This window comes from Nonlabens tegetincola, assembly GCF_002117085.1.
GTDB classification, from domain to species: domain Bacteria; phylum Bacteroidota; class Bacteroidia; order Flavobacteriales; family Flavobacteriaceae; genus Nonlabens; species Nonlabens tegetincola.
Genome location: NZ_CP019342.1, coordinates 1,853,605 through 1,868,999 on the forward strand (window position 1 = coordinate 1,853,605; position 15,395 = coordinate 1,868,999).

The 15,395-nt window shown below is 35.7% G+C and carries 12 protein-coding genes; 4 read left to right on the top strand and 8 right to left on the bottom strand.

Going from position 1 to position 15,395, the window contains the following annotated elements; all coding sequences use genetic code 11:
• Nucleotides 1–5: 5 nt before the first annotated feature.
• Entirely contained in the window at nt 6–2,531 is a 2,526-nt protein-coding gene (locus BST91_RS08825) for a M14 family metallopeptidase (protein ID WP_085775179.1), read from the top strand.
• 73 nt (nt 2,532–2,604) lie between these two features.
• Here the strand turns inward: BST91_RS08825 and BST91_RS08830 are convergent, their stop codons facing one another.
• The 3 genes from BST91_RS08830 to BST91_RS08840 all read right to left on the bottom strand — a co-directional run bounded on the left by BST91_RS08830 (nt 2,605) and on the right by BST91_RS08840 (nt 3,931).
• Nucleotides 2,605–3,207, bottom strand: a complete 603-nt coding sequence (locus BST91_RS08830; protein WP_085775180.1) for a M23 family metallopeptidase — start codon at nt 3,205–3,207, stop codon at nt 2,605–2,607.
• Between the two features lie 93 nt (nt 3,208–3,300).
• A complete protein-coding gene (locus BST91_RS08835; RefSeq protein WP_085775181.1) occupies nt 3,301–3,636 on the bottom strand; it encodes a tRNA-binding protein in 336 nt (111 codons plus the stop codon).
• Complete coding sequence (locus tag BST91_RS08840) at nt 3,629–3,931, bottom strand: hypothetical protein (protein WP_042277484.1); 303 nt, start codon at nt 3,929–3,931, stop codon at nt 3,629–3,631. Before BST91_RS08840 ends, BST91_RS08835 begins: the two co-directional genes overlap by 8 nt.
• A 209-nt stretch (nt 3,932–4,140) precedes the next feature.
• On the opposite strand from BST91_RS08840, the gene BST91_RS08845 reads away from it, so the two are divergent.
• Genes BST91_RS08845 through BST91_RS08855 form a run of 3 tightly spaced genes read left to right on the top strand, consistent with a single transcriptional unit; the run spans nt 4,141 to nt 6,183 of the window.
• Nucleotides 4,141–4,698 (top strand): thioredoxin family protein, encoded by a 558-nt coding sequence (locus BST91_RS08845; RefSeq protein WP_085775182.1) that lies wholly within the window; start codon nt 4,141–4,143, stop codon nt 4,696–4,698.
• Between the two features lie 51 nt (nt 4,699–4,749).
• The gene (lgt, locus tag BST91_RS08850; RefSeq protein WP_085775183.1) at nt 4,750–5,691 is read left to right on the top strand and encodes a prolipoprotein diacylglyceryl transferase; all 942 of its coding nucleotides are present in this window, start codon (nt 4,750–4,752) and stop codon (nt 5,689–5,691) included.
• A 6-nt stretch (nt 5,692–5,697) separates the two neighbouring features.
• Nucleotides 5,698–6,183, top strand: a complete 486-nt coding sequence (locus BST91_RS08855; RefSeq protein WP_085775184.1) for a DUF192 domain-containing protein — start codon at nt 5,698–5,700, stop codon at nt 6,181–6,183.
• 145 nt (nt 6,184–6,328) lie between these two features.
• Here BST91_RS08855 and BST91_RS08860 read toward each other — a convergent pair whose 3' ends face one another.
• The 5 genes from BST91_RS08860 to BST91_RS08880 form a co-directional block, all read right to left on the bottom strand.
• Nucleotides 6,329–9,004 carry a T9SS type B sorting domain-containing protein gene (locus BST91_RS08860; RefSeq protein WP_085775185.1) on the bottom strand — a complete coding sequence of 892 codons (2,676 nt, stop codon included), beginning with the start codon at nt 9,002–9,004 and terminating at the stop codon, nt 6,329–6,331.
• Between the two features lie 182 nt (nt 9,005–9,186).
• Nucleotides 9,187–12,225 (bottom strand): protein translocase subunit SecDF, encoded by a 3,039-nt coding sequence (gene secDF / locus BST91_RS08865; RefSeq protein ID WP_085775186.1) that lies wholly within the window; start codon nt 12,223–12,225, stop codon nt 9,187–9,189.
• 98 nt (nt 12,226–12,323) lie between these two features.
• On the bottom strand, nt 12,324–12,899 hold the full coding sequence (locus BST91_RS08870) for a hypothetical protein (RefSeq protein ID WP_085775187.1): 576 nt from the start codon (nt 12,897–12,899) through the stop codon (nt 12,324–12,326).
• Between the two features lie 285 nt (nt 12,900–13,184).
• The gene (gene mdh, locus BST91_RS08875; RefSeq protein WP_042277468.1) at nt 13,185–14,108 is read right to left on the bottom strand and encodes a malate dehydrogenase; all 924 of its coding nucleotides are present in this window, start codon (nt 14,106–14,108) and stop codon (nt 13,185–13,187) included.
• A gap of 108 nt (nt 14,109–14,216) precedes the next feature.
• Nucleotides 14,217–15,317, bottom strand: coding sequence for a DUF6588 family protein (locus BST91_RS08880; RefSeq protein WP_042277466.1), 1,101 nt, complete (start codon nt 15,315–15,317; stop codon nt 14,217–14,219).
• Nucleotides 15,318–15,395: the final 78 nt, after the last annotated feature.

A 15,395-nucleotide genomic window follows, 5' to 3' on the forward strand; every position in this document is an offset into this window, starting at 1 on the left:
TTCACATGAAAATTACTCGCCATATACTAGTTATAGTAAGCTGTGTTTTTAGTATCGCTTTCGCGAAAGCGCAATCAAATCCTACACTAGTCAACCCAACCTTAGATTATTACTTACCCCAGGACATCTCTTATGATTCCAAAATCTCTAAACCACAAGACATTTTAGGATATGTTCCAGGTAAGTGGCATGTGACACACGACAAACTTGTAGAATACATGCGTGTACTAGCCCAACAATCAGATAGAATTACCATAGAAAATCGAGGTTACACCTTTGAAGATAGACCTTTATTACTACTTACTATCACGTCTCCTGAGAATCATGCTAACCTAGACACTATTCAAAAAGAGCACCTAGCTCTTTCCAACAGCGATGGAGCAGATGTGAGCAACATGCCTATCGTAGTCTACCAAGGTTTTTCTATACATGGTAACGAAGCTAGTGGATCAAATGCAGCTTTACTACTAGCTTATTATCTAGCAGCTGCACAAGGTGATGAAATAAACAACCTCTTAAAAAACACAGTTATTTTATTTGACCCAAGTTTTAACCCAGATGGCTTACAACGTTTTGCAGGTTGGGTAAATCAACACAAAAATAAAAATGTAACTCCTGATGGGTATGATAGAGAATACAGTGAAGCATGGCCAGGTGGACGTACTAATCATTATTGGTTTGATATGAATCGCGACTGGTTACCAGTTCAACTTCCAGAATCACAAGCCCGTATTGAAACTTTTCACAACTGGATGCCCAACATTCTTACCGACCATCATGAAATGGGTACCAATGCTACTTTCTTTTTCCAACCTGGAATTCCATCGCGCACGCACCCATTAACACCTGCAATGAATCAGCAATTAACGCGTGAAATAGGAAATTATCACGCTGCCGAGTTAGACAAGATAGGATCCCTGTATTATACAGAAGAAAGTTATGACGACTTTTACTACGGTAAGGGATCTACATTTCCAGATGTAAATGGGTCAATAGGAATACTTTTTGAACAAGCTAGCTCGCGTGGTCACGCTCAAAATTCTGAAAATGGTGTACTTACATTCCCATTTACGGTGCGCAATCAATATACAGCTGGAATAAGCACGTTGAAAGCTGCGGTAAGTATGCGAGAAAAGATATTGAATTACCATAAGGACTTTTATACAAACGCTAGAAAAGAAGCAGATAATGGCGCGATAATTTTCGGTGATCATACTGACGCTGGCAGGACTGATGCTCTTGCTGATATTTTACGCCGTCATAAAATTGAAGTAAAGAGATTCCTTGGTAATGAAACTATCCAAGGCAAACATTTTTCCGAGGGATACGCCTATGAAGTTCCTTTGAACCAAAAGAACTCTCGATTAATCAAAGCGATGTTTGAAAAGCGTACGCAATTTCAAGATAGTTTGTTTTATGATATAAGCGCCTGGACCTTTCCATTAGCTTTTGACATGGACTACGTAGTACAAAAAGGTTTTCAAAGAATGGTTAGATCTGCACCTTATAATGCTAAAACAAGACTACAAGGAAAATCAGATTACGCCTACCTAATGCCGTGGAATGAGTACAAGACCCCAAAGGTTCTTAACTCTCTTTTATCAAAAGGTATTCAGTCAAAAGTTGCTATGGAACCGTTTTCTATTGAAGGACGTATCTATGATTATGGAACAATTTTAATTCCAGTACAAAATCAGTCATTGAGTAAAACTGCTCTAGCTGAGTTATTGTTTGAATTACAACAAGATAATAAAGTAGACATATACCCAGTTCAATCTGGCTTAACTACAGGAATTGATTTAGGCTCACGTCAATTCAGAGCGCTTAAACTACCTAAAGTTGCTTTATTAATAGGCGATGGTATAAATCCATACGATGCAGGAGAGATATGGCATCTGTTTGATCAACGCTATGACATCCCTTTAACTAAGATCGACATCAATGACCTTAATCGTAGAGACTTATCTAAATACAACACCATTATCGTTCCTAATACCTACGGTAGTCCAGAAAATGAGGTAATCGATCAATTAAAGGGATGGACTCGTGACGGAGGAACGCTTATCGGTTATAGAAGTGCTCTAAGATGGATGAGTAGTTCAAAAATGTTACCTCTTGAATTTAGATCAACAGAGAACCCAGCAGAAAACATTTCTTTTGAACAGCGATCTGCTTTCTATGGAGCGCAAAATATAGGTGGTGCTATTTTTGAAACTAAATTAGATCGCTCACATCCTATTGCTTTCGGTTTTAAAGATGATCAGTTACCTATGTTTCGCAATACCAGATTATTCATAGAACCACATAAAGATTCTTTTAGAAACCCTATTACTTACACCAATTCACCGCTAATGAGTGGTTATATAAGTGATATTAATCTAGAAGCATTGAAAAACAGTGTTCCATTTAGACATAATAATTATGGTCGTGGTGATGTAATTGGTTTTACAGACAATACTCAATTCAGGGCATTTTGGTATGGTACAAATAAATTATTAATGAACGCTATATTCTTTGCAGAACAGATGTAGTAAAATCTAAATCAAAAAAATATCCTTATTCATAAACATCTAATCTAGTGAATAAGGATATTTTTATTAATTCTTATCTGTGACCTTTTATGAATGCGGTAGGGTTCAAATAGCCTTCACTATTTGATGAATAGCCATCCCCTATTCCCATATTTAAGCTGTCACGTATCTCAAAATGAAGGTGCGCTTTATACAATCCATTTACATTACCTATGGTACCTATTTGCTCGCCTTTTTTAATGATATTATTTCTATTTACCATCATTCTTCTACAGTGAGCATATAAAGATTCGATTATCGCTCCATTCTTAAGCCTATGCTTAATAACAATAACGTTTCCCCAACCACCTGAATAATCCTTTGCCACAACCACTTGACCGTTTCCTATGGCAAAAATAGGATCGCCTAAATCAGAATTACCACCAGTGACGGCATTCCAATCATCTCCTAAGTGATAATTCTCTCCAAAAGGTTGAGCGTTATAATAACCAATTGCGTCAGGTTTACCAACTGGATAATCAAAATGAAAAGCTACAGGAATGCTATCATCTAATACAAGCTGTTTATTATTAAATAAAGTGTCCTGTTTTCTTGTGACTTCTTGAGAAGAAATGTTGCTTTCCTTACAAGAAGAGAAAACAATCAAAACTCCAAAAACTAATGGCTGTAATTTCATGGTTTAGGGCACCTGGTTTTATTTTTATAGTATTTTTTGCTCAACCTCAATTGTAAAAAATTAATCATCCTTGCAATAACACGGTAATCACTTCTATCCTATTCTATCACCATTTTTTGCATGAGCGCCTGGTTGAAGTAATATTACATCTTTATCAACTCCTATTACTCCTAGCACTAGACATTCACTCATAAAATTTGCGATTTGTTTAGGTGGGAAATTCACAACGGCAATCACTTGTTTACCAATTAGCTCCTGAAATTCGTAACGATTTGTAATTTGAGCACTGGTTTTCTTAACTCCTAAATCACCAAAATCTATATACAACTTATAAGCTGGGTTACGAACTTCTGGAAAAGGCTGCGCATCTATAATAGTACCTACACGCATATCCACCTTTTCAAATTCAGACCAATTAAGTTTATCCATTCATTCTTAATTTTTCAATCATTTCACGCGAGATTTCGATGTCTGCGCCATAAGCATCTAGTAATATACCTTTTTGATCATCCTTTGTTTCAATGGCGTATAAAATCATGTTATCTCCAGGATTAGTCATTCCTTCAAAACGATGAAACTCCACTACCTCTAATTCACCAGCTTTCCACTCTTTTTTAAGTTCTTTACTATGAACACCATCTTCTACAAGATCAAAATCTATTGAAAATCCTCTGTCTTTTAAGTCCTGTGTAGCTTCAACTACGGTATCGTATGATTTTTTCATTTTTTATTTTCAAGATAATAATGTTCTAGGACAAGCCCGTGGGATTTAATAGGGTTTTAAGATATGAGATAACAATTCTGTTTAAATGATTAACATTCACCATTAAATTTGTAACCAAATATTAATAAATTACTTTAAAGATTGTAGTTATTCCGCTTTCGCGAAAGCGTAACAAACCGACATACTTTACTACTTATAAATAAAAACAAATGGCTCTTACACCTTCTAACATGTTACCACTGGGCACAAAAGCACCAGATTTCTTTTTATTAGACACAGTAACTGAAAATCACATGAATTTTACAGACATAAAAGGAGAATACGGGACTGTTGTCATGTTCATTTGTAATCATTGTCCTTTTGTAATCCATGTAAATGATGAGTTAGTTCGTGTGGCAAATGATTATCGTGTTGCTGGTTTTGGTTTTGTAGCGATTTCTAGCAACGATATAGAAAACTATCCACAGGATGGTCCTAATTTTATGAAAGAAGTTGCAGATCGAGAAAACTATCCTTTCCCTTACTTGTATGATGAGACGCAAGAGGTAGCTCGTAATTATGACGCTGCTTGCACTCCTGACATTTATGTGTTTGACCGAAATGAAAAGCTTGTATACCGTGGACAATTAGATGATTCAAGACCTGGAAACGGCATACCACTTACTGGCAGATCATTACGAGAAGCTCTAGATGCTCTTCTAGGTAACAAAGTGGTTTCACCAGAGCAAAAACCTAGTATAGGTTGTAACATCAAATGGAAGAAATAAGGTCATTAAATTAAGAGGATTACCTTAACTTAGTCCCAGAAAATATTCTACATGCAATCATTATACATAGTCTGGAATCCCCTTGAAGGAATAGATTTAGGATTTTTTAAATTACATTTTTATAGCTTAAGTTATGTTATTGCCTTTATTCTAGGCTGGTATATTATTAAACCTATTTTTAAAAGAGAGGAACTATCCACTGAAAAGCTGGACCCATTATTCATGTATACGGTTATTGGTTGTATCGTGGGTGCTCGGTTTGGCCATTTTTTATTTTATGAACCAAAGGTGTTTTTCAACGACTTTTTACATGTAATACTACCTTTTAGGTTTGATCCTGAATTTGAGTTCACAGGCTTCATGGGAATGGCTAGCCATGGTGCTGCACTAGGAATTATCATTGCCATGTACTTTTATAGTCGCAAACATCTAAATCGTAAAACGCCTTTTTGGATTTTGGATCGTATTGTAATACCTACGGCAATTGGTGGAACTTTTGTAAGATTAGGTAATTTATTTAATAGTGAAATAAATGGTGATGTAACCAACGGTTTTGGATTCAAATTTGTAAGAGAGAGCACCGATAAGATGAACTCGTTGTTACAGCAAACTCAAATTCCAGATAGAGATAAAGCTATTGACGAATTGGTGAACAACCCACAATTTGCAACATTACTGGAACAAGTTCCCGTGAAACATCCTGCGCAGCTCTACGAGGCTATTTGTTATGTTTTCGTATTTATAATTTTGTACTTTACTTACTGGAAAACAGACAAAAGGAATAAACAAGGATATCTTCTAGGAATGTTCTTTGTACTGTTATTTACAGTAAGATTCTTTATAGAGTATATTAAAGAGGAGCAAACAAGTCATGATGGCTGGGAAATTTTTGGAATATTCTTAAACAATGGACAGCTTTTGAGTATTCCTTTTATCCTTATTGGTTTATACTTAATGTTTAGACCACAGCAAACACTGGTTAAGGATAGATAGATATTGATGAAAAAGACCAAAATCTTCCTGAGTGCAATGTTATTTTGTATGATAGGTTGTAAAAAACCATTTAATCAACAGTTTTCTGAAGAAGATTTAACATTCAAATACCAAGCAAAGGCGTATATAATTGATCGAAATACATTGGATACTTTGAGCTCTATAAAACTGCAAATAGCAGAAACTGACCTTCAAATTGCCAAAGGTTTAATGTGGCGTGATAGTTTGCTGCCTAATCAAGGTATGCTATTTTTATTAAAGCAAAACTATCAAGCGGGATTCTATATGAAAAACACGTCCATTCCTTTGGACATAGTTTATGTAGATTCAACCAATACAATTACCCAGATATATGAGAATACTACACCCTATTCTGATTCTATTTATCAAAGCTATTATGTAATTGATAAGGTAATTGAAGTTCCTGCTGGAACAACCTCTAAAAATGATTGGAAGGCCGGAGATCACCTTATATACCATCGTATTAAATAGTCAATACTTACTAAGTAATTATAGTTGACATTCTATCAAACACAGTCATTCAAGTCTAGTCAATAAAAAAACCTCTTTGAATTGATTCAAAGAGGTTTTTTTATGAGAGACTAAAGACAGTTCAAAATCTATCTATAGGTCAAGTTTAATAATTAATATACAACCATCTAGCTACATCTTCAACGTCGCTATCATTAAATTGAATCGTATAGAAGTAAGTACCTACGGGTAATAAACCATCACCAGCTAGCGGTCCTTTATTAGGTATACCTGCAAACTCCTGGTAGTTTTGAGCTCTAGTTTCATAAATAACCGTACCATAACGATTAAAGACCTTAAGTTCAAAATTTGTAAACTGTTCAATATTTGGTATAACAAAAGTGTCATTTATAGTATCTCCATTTGGAGAGAAACCTTCTGGTAAAATCACCTCACATGTCTCAACTTCTACATCAAAGGTTGATACATTGAAACATCCGGTATTAGCATCTGTTAATCTAGCGTATATAGTAGATCCATCATTGATATCATCTGTATCTGATAATGATCCTGATCCTGCCTCGGCATCCGTTAAAGAAAGGTGATACGTGACAGAATAGCTAGCTGGGCTCAAACCATTTAAAATGGCATTATCTTGAGCTGATAATACAAATGCAGTTCTTAAGTCCAGTGGCGCATTATCACATTCTGTAAGATCAGACGCTGTTCCTATATTCGGTAAATCAAGAACAACTAGATCAAACGTACCTGTTGCATAACAATCTTGATCCTGTGCATTAGAAACCCTTACATAAATTGTTTCAGGATTTGAAACATTATCATAAGATTGTGGCGTTGTGATAGCATTGGTATTTGCGTCAGCATCAGCTTGAGTATTAAAATAAGAAACTACATAATCAGCAGGATCTTGAGAACCTAGAATACCAGCTTCTTGACTTGTTAAATCAAAATTTTCAATACCGTCTGCCGATAGATCGTCACATGCCTCAAGGTCATTTACTGAATTAAATGCTGATGTATTATAGGTAACATCAAGCGTTTCCGTATTAAAACAACCAGAAGTATTATCAGTTATTCTCACAAAAACAGTTTCGTTTGTTGTGACATTATAAGCCGTACTGTTTAAAATAGGATTAGAATCGGCATCTGCATCGGCTTGTGAATTATAAAAAGTAACATCATACAAAGTTGCATCGAGACCGTTAAGGACATCTGTATTTCTTACAGTAAGATCAACAGTTGCAGCACCAGAGGATTGACAAACTATAATATCATTAGGAGTAGTCGACGTAATTTCAGGAGCAACATCTATACAAATAGTTTCTGTATAAGTACATCCGAAATCATCTGTAAAATCAATACTGTAACAATTTTGTCCGGCAACGCTAGGCGTTACTGTAATATCATTTCCAGTTTGAGCAGTGATATCTGCATTGGTTTGCCATTCAGTAAGCACCTCAGAAGGCTCATAACTACCAGCAGCTGGAATAATGGCAGGATTAAAGTTAATTCCCCATTCAAAAATATATCCATTATCAATAGATAAATTATCAACGATATCTAAACACCACAAACCATTAAGAGGTGTACCTATAAAGTTAGAGAATGGATCCTCTGGAGAGTAACTACCAGCAGGCATAGGAGTTCCAAATGCAACTGGTCCAGTTGATTGATCCAAAGTTTGAGTTGCAGCTTCAGTAAATGTATAAACAAAACCTACACCTGGAGTTGTAGTACCATCGTCTAATGCATTACCTAGAAAGCGTCCACCACCGGAATTAGGATAGGTTAAAAACTTTACTTGAGATCCGTTTGGAGCCGTCAAAGTAATATCTAAATCGCCCATGTAGGAGTGCTCAATATCTATAAATACATTAACTAAATCACTAGCGCTTGCAAATGTAGAACCTGCAGGAAATCCTGTAACATCAATACAAGTTTGGTAGGCTACACCGCTTCCGTCCGGAAGAAAAGTCTGTCCCGTTATTGGAGGAGCAACATCAGCAAAAAATTGAGTAGTTGATACGTTACCAGTTATAGTCGTGGACTCTCCAAAACAAAGGGAAGTATCTGCAGCTACAACACCAGAAAAATCAGGTGTAGTACTTACTATTACAGTTGCATCGATAGTTTGTCTATCACGACAGCCTAATTGATCAAACGCAACATAATCAATCTCATAAATTCCAGGTGAATTATATACCTCCGAAGCAGATTGACCAGAAACTACAGTTCCATCTGCAAGTCTGAATTCATAGGTAGCTCCAGTACTATCTTGACTGAATTGTGTAGTCCCAGTAAAAGATACTGTATCACCTTGACATACTCTAATAATACCGTCACCGTCTGGCGCAGGTGTAGTAGTAACAGTGTTACTAATAGATTGACAATTAGTTACACATTGAATAGTACCTTCCCATCCTGGAGCTGTATTGGATGAATCGGATATAAATCTAAAAGTTAAACAACCTGACGGATTTGTAGCAGGTGGTGAAGCAATCACCGTACCTGGTGAATTAGTACCTAAAAACACCCCAATGATTGGACTTGTAGCGGTGTCTCCATCATAAATGATAAGTAAATCTCCAGAGGCTAAATCAAAAGAATTAAAGGATACTTGAATAGCGTCCAATGGAAATGGAGAACATATTGTTGTTACAAAGGATTCTCCGTTAGAATAATTACCTGTTAAATCACCAGAATCGGTAAAACTTCCGGAACAGGAAGTGTAATTAGCATCATTCATTATAAAGGTGTTCTGAGCACTTACCCCAACGCTTATAAATAAAAATGCAAGAAAAGTTAAGATGTTAAGTTTCATAGGTTTTGGTTTACTATGTATTGAAACTGCAAATTAATCATTTTGTCGCATTTATTTAGTAATTTTTCTAAATTGAATTAACATAATATTTACAACGATCAGTCATACTATTGAACTGATCATATAAAGAAAAAAGCCTCTTAATTAATTAAGAGGCTTTTCTTACTAATATCTAATTGAATTTATTCTTCAACCTTTTTATCGGCTTCAATTTTACCATTTGATTTTTTGATTGTGTCATACATTACAGGAGTCGCAATGAAAACAGAAGAATATGTACCTACAACCACACCTACAATTAAAGCAAACATAAATCCTCTAATAGACTCACCACCGAAAGTAAAAATAGCAAGCAGGACAATTAAAGTAGTTAACGAGGTATTCAATGTACGCGATATAGTACTACTAATCGCTCTATTAACCGTTTCACCAAATGCCATTCCAGTTCTTTCATTGATAAATTCCCTAATTCTATCAAAAACTACAACTGTATCATTAAGTGAGTAACCAATTACCGTAAGAATAGCTGCAATAAATGCTTGATCTATCTCCATATTGAAAGGTAAAATCTTGTACAACGCAGAGAATACACCAAGAACTATAGCCACATCGTGGAAAACAGCAACAACTGCTCCTAAAGAGAATTGCCATCTCTTAAAACGTATTAGAATATATAAGAATACAACTGCCAATGAACCTAAAATCGCATAGATAGACCCTTTAAGAATATCATCGGCGATAGTAGGACCTACTTGGAAGTTAGACATAATTCCTGATGTTTTTACTTCAGAACCTACATCTGCAAATTGCGCTTGAGTCATATCAGCCGGTAAGAAATCTTTAAGAGCCACATACAACTTGTTTTCAATCTCATCACTTATAACACTGTCGTCTTGATCAATACCATACTTTGTACTGATTTTAAGCTGATTCGCATCACCATAAGTTTTAGCCTCGGCAGAACCTAAGAAATCCTCTGAGCTTAATATTTTAGTAATCTCAGTAGCATTTACTTCTTGATCAAATCGAACGACATACGTACGACCACCTGAGAAATCAATTCCTAAGTTTAATTTATTGATTGCCAAAGAAGCAATAGAACCTATAACAACCACCAAAGAAATTAAATAAGCTACCTTTCTCTTCTTCAAGAAGTCAATATTTACATTTCTAAACCAATTCTTTGTTACACCAGATGCAAACGTCAACGTTTTACCATTCTTAACGTAACCATCAACAAATAATCTAGTAATAAATACAGCTGTAAATAACGAAGTAAGAATACCAATCATTAAGGTAGTTGCAAATCCTTGAATAGGACCTGTTCCAAAAATGTAAAGTATGATAGCGGTTAACAATGTAGTAATGTTCGCATCTAAAATGGAACTTAATGCATTATTAAATCCATCTTTAATACTATCGGCTTGTGATTTACCCTTAGCAAGTTCTTCACGTATACGTTCAAATATAAGTACGTTAGCATCAACCGAAATACCAATTGTAAGTACGATACCGGCGATACCAGGTAAAGTAAGAACTGCTTTTAAAGATGCTAATGCTCCAAATATGAATAAGATGTTTACCACAAGTGCTATATCAGCATATAAACCTGCTCTACCATAGTAGAAGAACATCCATATAAGAACTAAAATAAGTGCCAGTGCAAATGACATTAAACCACTATCAATAGCTTCTTGCCCTAATGATGGTCCAATTACATCACTTTGAATAATTTCTGCTTTTGCAGGTAATTTACCAGCTCTTAAAACTGTAGCAAGATCTTTAGCTTCTTGAACAGTAAAGCTTCCTGAAATTTGAGTACTTCCACCAGAGATTGGACCTGTTGTTACACTAGGCGCACTGTAAACGGTGTTGTCTAAAACAACCGCAACTTGTGAACGATTGTTAAAGGCATATCCAGTCATTTCTTCCCAAACCTTTGAACCTTCGCCGTTCATCGTCATACTCACGATCACTTTTGCACCAAGATCATAATCTTGTTTAGCATCCGTTATAACACCACCAGCAAGTGGCGCTTCATCTTCTGCGTTACCAACAAGAGCAAATAAATCTGATACTTCAAATCCTAAATTTTCATCAAGGGTAGGTAAAGTAAAAGCAAATTTTGCATTACGAGTTTCAGGAGAAAGTCTAGCTCTTGATTGAGGATCATTTAAATAATCTAAAATAAGATCAATATCGCTTGCGCGGAAAACTCCCAAACCACCAATAAATGATGGACGAACTAACCTTCCTAAAATTGGATTTTCGTCTAAATTAGTTTCTGCTACCTCTTCGCTTGTCTCATCATCACCATCTAAAAGCGCACTTAAGTCAGCAGGATCTTCTTCTTCAACAACTGTTGAATCTGCTGCAACAGCATCAGCCTCAACTACATTACTAGTAGCCGCTAATTTTTCTTTCCAATAATTATTAGAAGCAACAATATAATCACTAATCTCACCTTGCTTGTAAACATGCCAAAACTCTAACTGAGCAGCTTTAGTAAGAATATCTTTAATACGTTTTACATCGGTTTCTCCTGGTAATTCAATTAATACACGACCCGATGTCCCTAGTTGTTGAATATTTGGTTGAGTAGTACCAAATTGGTCAATACGTTTTCTAATTACATCAAGAGCACTAGTCAAATAGTCTTTTAATTCCTCTTTAAGTACAGCAGCTACATCTGCATTAGAAGATTGAAAATCAATTTCAAATGCATCTTCCATTTCTGGCGTTCCAAAAATATCTGGAGATGCTAGTTGCGCTCCTTCAATCTTATTAAATTCTTCCAGGAAATAATTAATGTAGTCATCTTGTCCATCCTTAATACGCTCGTCTGCAGCAGCAAGAGCTTTTCTAAATGCAGGGTCATTTGACTCATCTGCCATTCCGATAAGAATGTCTTTTACTGAAATTTGAAGAATTACGTTAATACCACCTTTTAAATCCAGACCTTTTTTAAGCTCTTGCTTTTTGGCACTTTCATAATCGGTATAACCACCCCAAACGTCTTTCTTAGCTACTGAATCTAAGTAACTTTTTACTGCTTCGCTTTTAAGTTGTGATTTGTTCTCAGCATCTGCTGGAACTACGGTAGCTGCGTATGCTTCTGCATCGTCTTCTACCTTGTTTGTAATAAATGTGTAGGTAAGTTGGTAAATACTTACTACAGCAAAAATGATCGCAAAAAATCTGATCAATCCTTTGTTTTGCATGATTTCTATAAATTAATTGATAATTGGTAACAGATTTTAATCTGTTAAGTGATGGTAAGAATAAACTATTACTACCATCATCGTAATAGTTTAAACGATTATACAAATGCGATAGGTCCCGCGCGACTATCGGGTAGTTGATCTATAAAAGATCCCGAAATACCTGAATTGTAATTATTAAATGTATGTGCTGTTAATCTATAATTACCGCTTAGAATCCAGGCCTCTAACTCAATGGCATGAAGCACGCTTTGAGGAGTTCTCTCTAAAGAGTTTTTCATTTCAAAGACTACTACATCATCGCCTAAACCAGAAGAAGGAATTTCATTTTCAAGAACTTGAGCTACGGAAACATCTACAGATCCCTCATAGCCTTGTAATCGAATGGTAAAGTAATTCTGAACAATCTGAGCAACCTGAGCTCGCCACTTTTCCGCATTTTCCGAATCACTTCTTAGCTCAATTTTGATAGAATTACCACTTCTAATAAGTGTAATGTCCTCGTTAGTAGTTTTTAAATATTGTGCTACCTCTTCAAAAACAGCATTTTGAAAATCTCTGGTAACATTACTAGTAAATCCTATCTCCACTTTATACTCAACCTCTTCAGGTGAATAATAAGCACACACGCCTATTAAAAATAGGCTAGCGATAATTGATAAGATCCATTTCATTCTCACGCGCCAAATATAACACTTTCCAGCTCTTTATTTAAGTATACTCTAACAGCTATTCACCACAACCCACTTTATTAGTAATTCATTACATACAAGGCGATTACACAATATTTAGGATTCCATAAAAGGAATCTATTTAAAAAACGATTTTGTTAAGTACGCTTTCGCGAAAGCGATAAAACCAACATCAATCTTTACTTAAGAATCGCTTAAAGTTTAAAAATGATGATAAAAAAAACCGCTTCAACATTGAAGCGGTTTATATTGTATTATGTAGATAGTTTAAGCCAACAATCCATTTGTTTTCTTAACACCTTCTGCACTTTCAGTTAATGCACTTCTTTCTGCATCACTCAATTCAATTTCTACGATCTTTTCTATCCCATTTGCACCTAAAACAACTGGAACACCTATACAAAGATCAGACAATCCATATTCACCTTCTAACAAAGCACTACAAGGGAAGATTTTCTTTTGGTCACAAGCAATAGCCTGTACAAGACCAGATACTGCTGCACCTGGAGCATACCAAGCACTAGTACCCAGTAATTTTGTAAGAGTTGCTCCACCTACCTTTGTATCCTGAAGAACTTGCTCTAGTCTTTCCTCAGAAAGAAATTCACTTGCTGGCACAGAATTACGAGTAGCTAATCTTGTTAATGGGACCATTCCTTTATCAGAGTGCCCACCGATTACCATACCATCAACATCGCTTATTGGCGCTTCAAGAGCTTCAGCTAGACGGTACTTAAATCTAGCACTATCTAGGGCACCACCCATACCTATAATTCTATTTTTAGGTAGACCAGTTACTTGGTGTGCTAGATAAGTCATGGTATCCATAGGATTAGAAACCACAATAAGAATTACATTAGGTGACTGTTCTACTAGACTAGCTGCTACAGATTTTACGATACCTGCATTAATTCCTATTAATTCCTCACGAGTCATTCCTGGTTTTCTAGGAATACCCGAAGTAATTACTGCGATATCACTACCTGCAGTTTTTGAATAGTCACCAGTAGTTCCTGTGATTTTTGTATCAAAATTATTAAGAGATGCGGTTTGCATTAAGTCCATAGCTTTACCTTCGGCAAAACCTTCCTTAATATCAAGTAACACTACCTCACTTGCAAAATTTTTAATTGCGATATACTCTGCACAGCTGGCACCTACTGCTCCAGCTCCTACTACGGTAACTTTCATTTATGTATGATTTTAGTTAAATTAAATGTATTTTTCAATAGTCCTACAAAAATAACCTATGAAACTTAATTGTGTTCATAATTCCTTGTAAAAGTAGGTGGTACACGATTATAATCGAACAAAAATAGACGCAGTAGCCGTATTGAATTCACCAAAGGTATAATCTGCATGTAAATTAAATGCTCCCAAAGTTAATTTTGCACCTACAGTTCCTAATAACCCTGTTGTATCAGACTCTACTGTCACAGGATCACTCACCGTGGTACTTACAGGGAAAATAACAGTATTGCTGGTAAAAGTGTAATCTCCTAATAGTCTTGTCTCTGTACTTCCAGAAATATAATTGATACCACCGTATAAATTAAAAACATCCCAGTTTGTACCGGTGATTAAACTTACATTAAAAACGTCGACTTGAGTTTCTATACTTTGATCTCTTCCATCTACAATTGCACCATCTTCAAAATCATAAGAAGCATCTAACCTACTGTAGCCCACAAGAGCCGATATAGTGATGGGAGCACCATTAATTACACCATTACCATCTTCTCTATCAAAAAGTTTAGTAAACTCCCATTGTAAAGCACCACCGTAAAATCCAGTTTCAAATTCATCTGTTTTTACCTTTGGAACAAATCTGGCTTTAAGTTCAAGACCTGCGCCTAATCCTACTCCTGCTTGTAAGAAAGCAGTAGGAACAAATTCTAATCCTTCTGAACTTAAACCTTGAGCTAGATCAATCTCATCTCTTTGTAACAATGCTCCTGTATTGGCTTCTCTAGATTCCACAACCAGTTGTTGTGGCATTTCATTTTCTCCTAGTGCGGTTGCGATTAACCTAGGAGTTGTTGAGCCATCGCCAAACGAAACATTAATATTGGCTGCAGGTCCATTGGTATTATTATAACTTTCTTGAATAATGCGCTCATATTCTGTAGGATCCAGTAAAAACGTCTTTTTCTCATCTGGGGTAAATGTTGCCTGTGCTCGTAATTGAATTTTGAATTTACCTGGTTTCAACACTCGAGCATCATCGTACCATCCAGATGCTATATTAAAGGTAAGAGATTCTGCTGCAGGTGTAGCATAATCTTTTGCGTATAGATTTGCAGCATCAACACCGGCTGCAAGTATTTCTGAAAAATTATCTTGTGATTTCGCTTTCGCGAAAGCGAACAAAACACATAATATGAATATCGTATTCTTCATAACATAAATATTTAATCGCAAAGAAAGACAAAATTACTTAAAACGGTCTTTTTAGTAAACAAAAACGCCCTTACCATT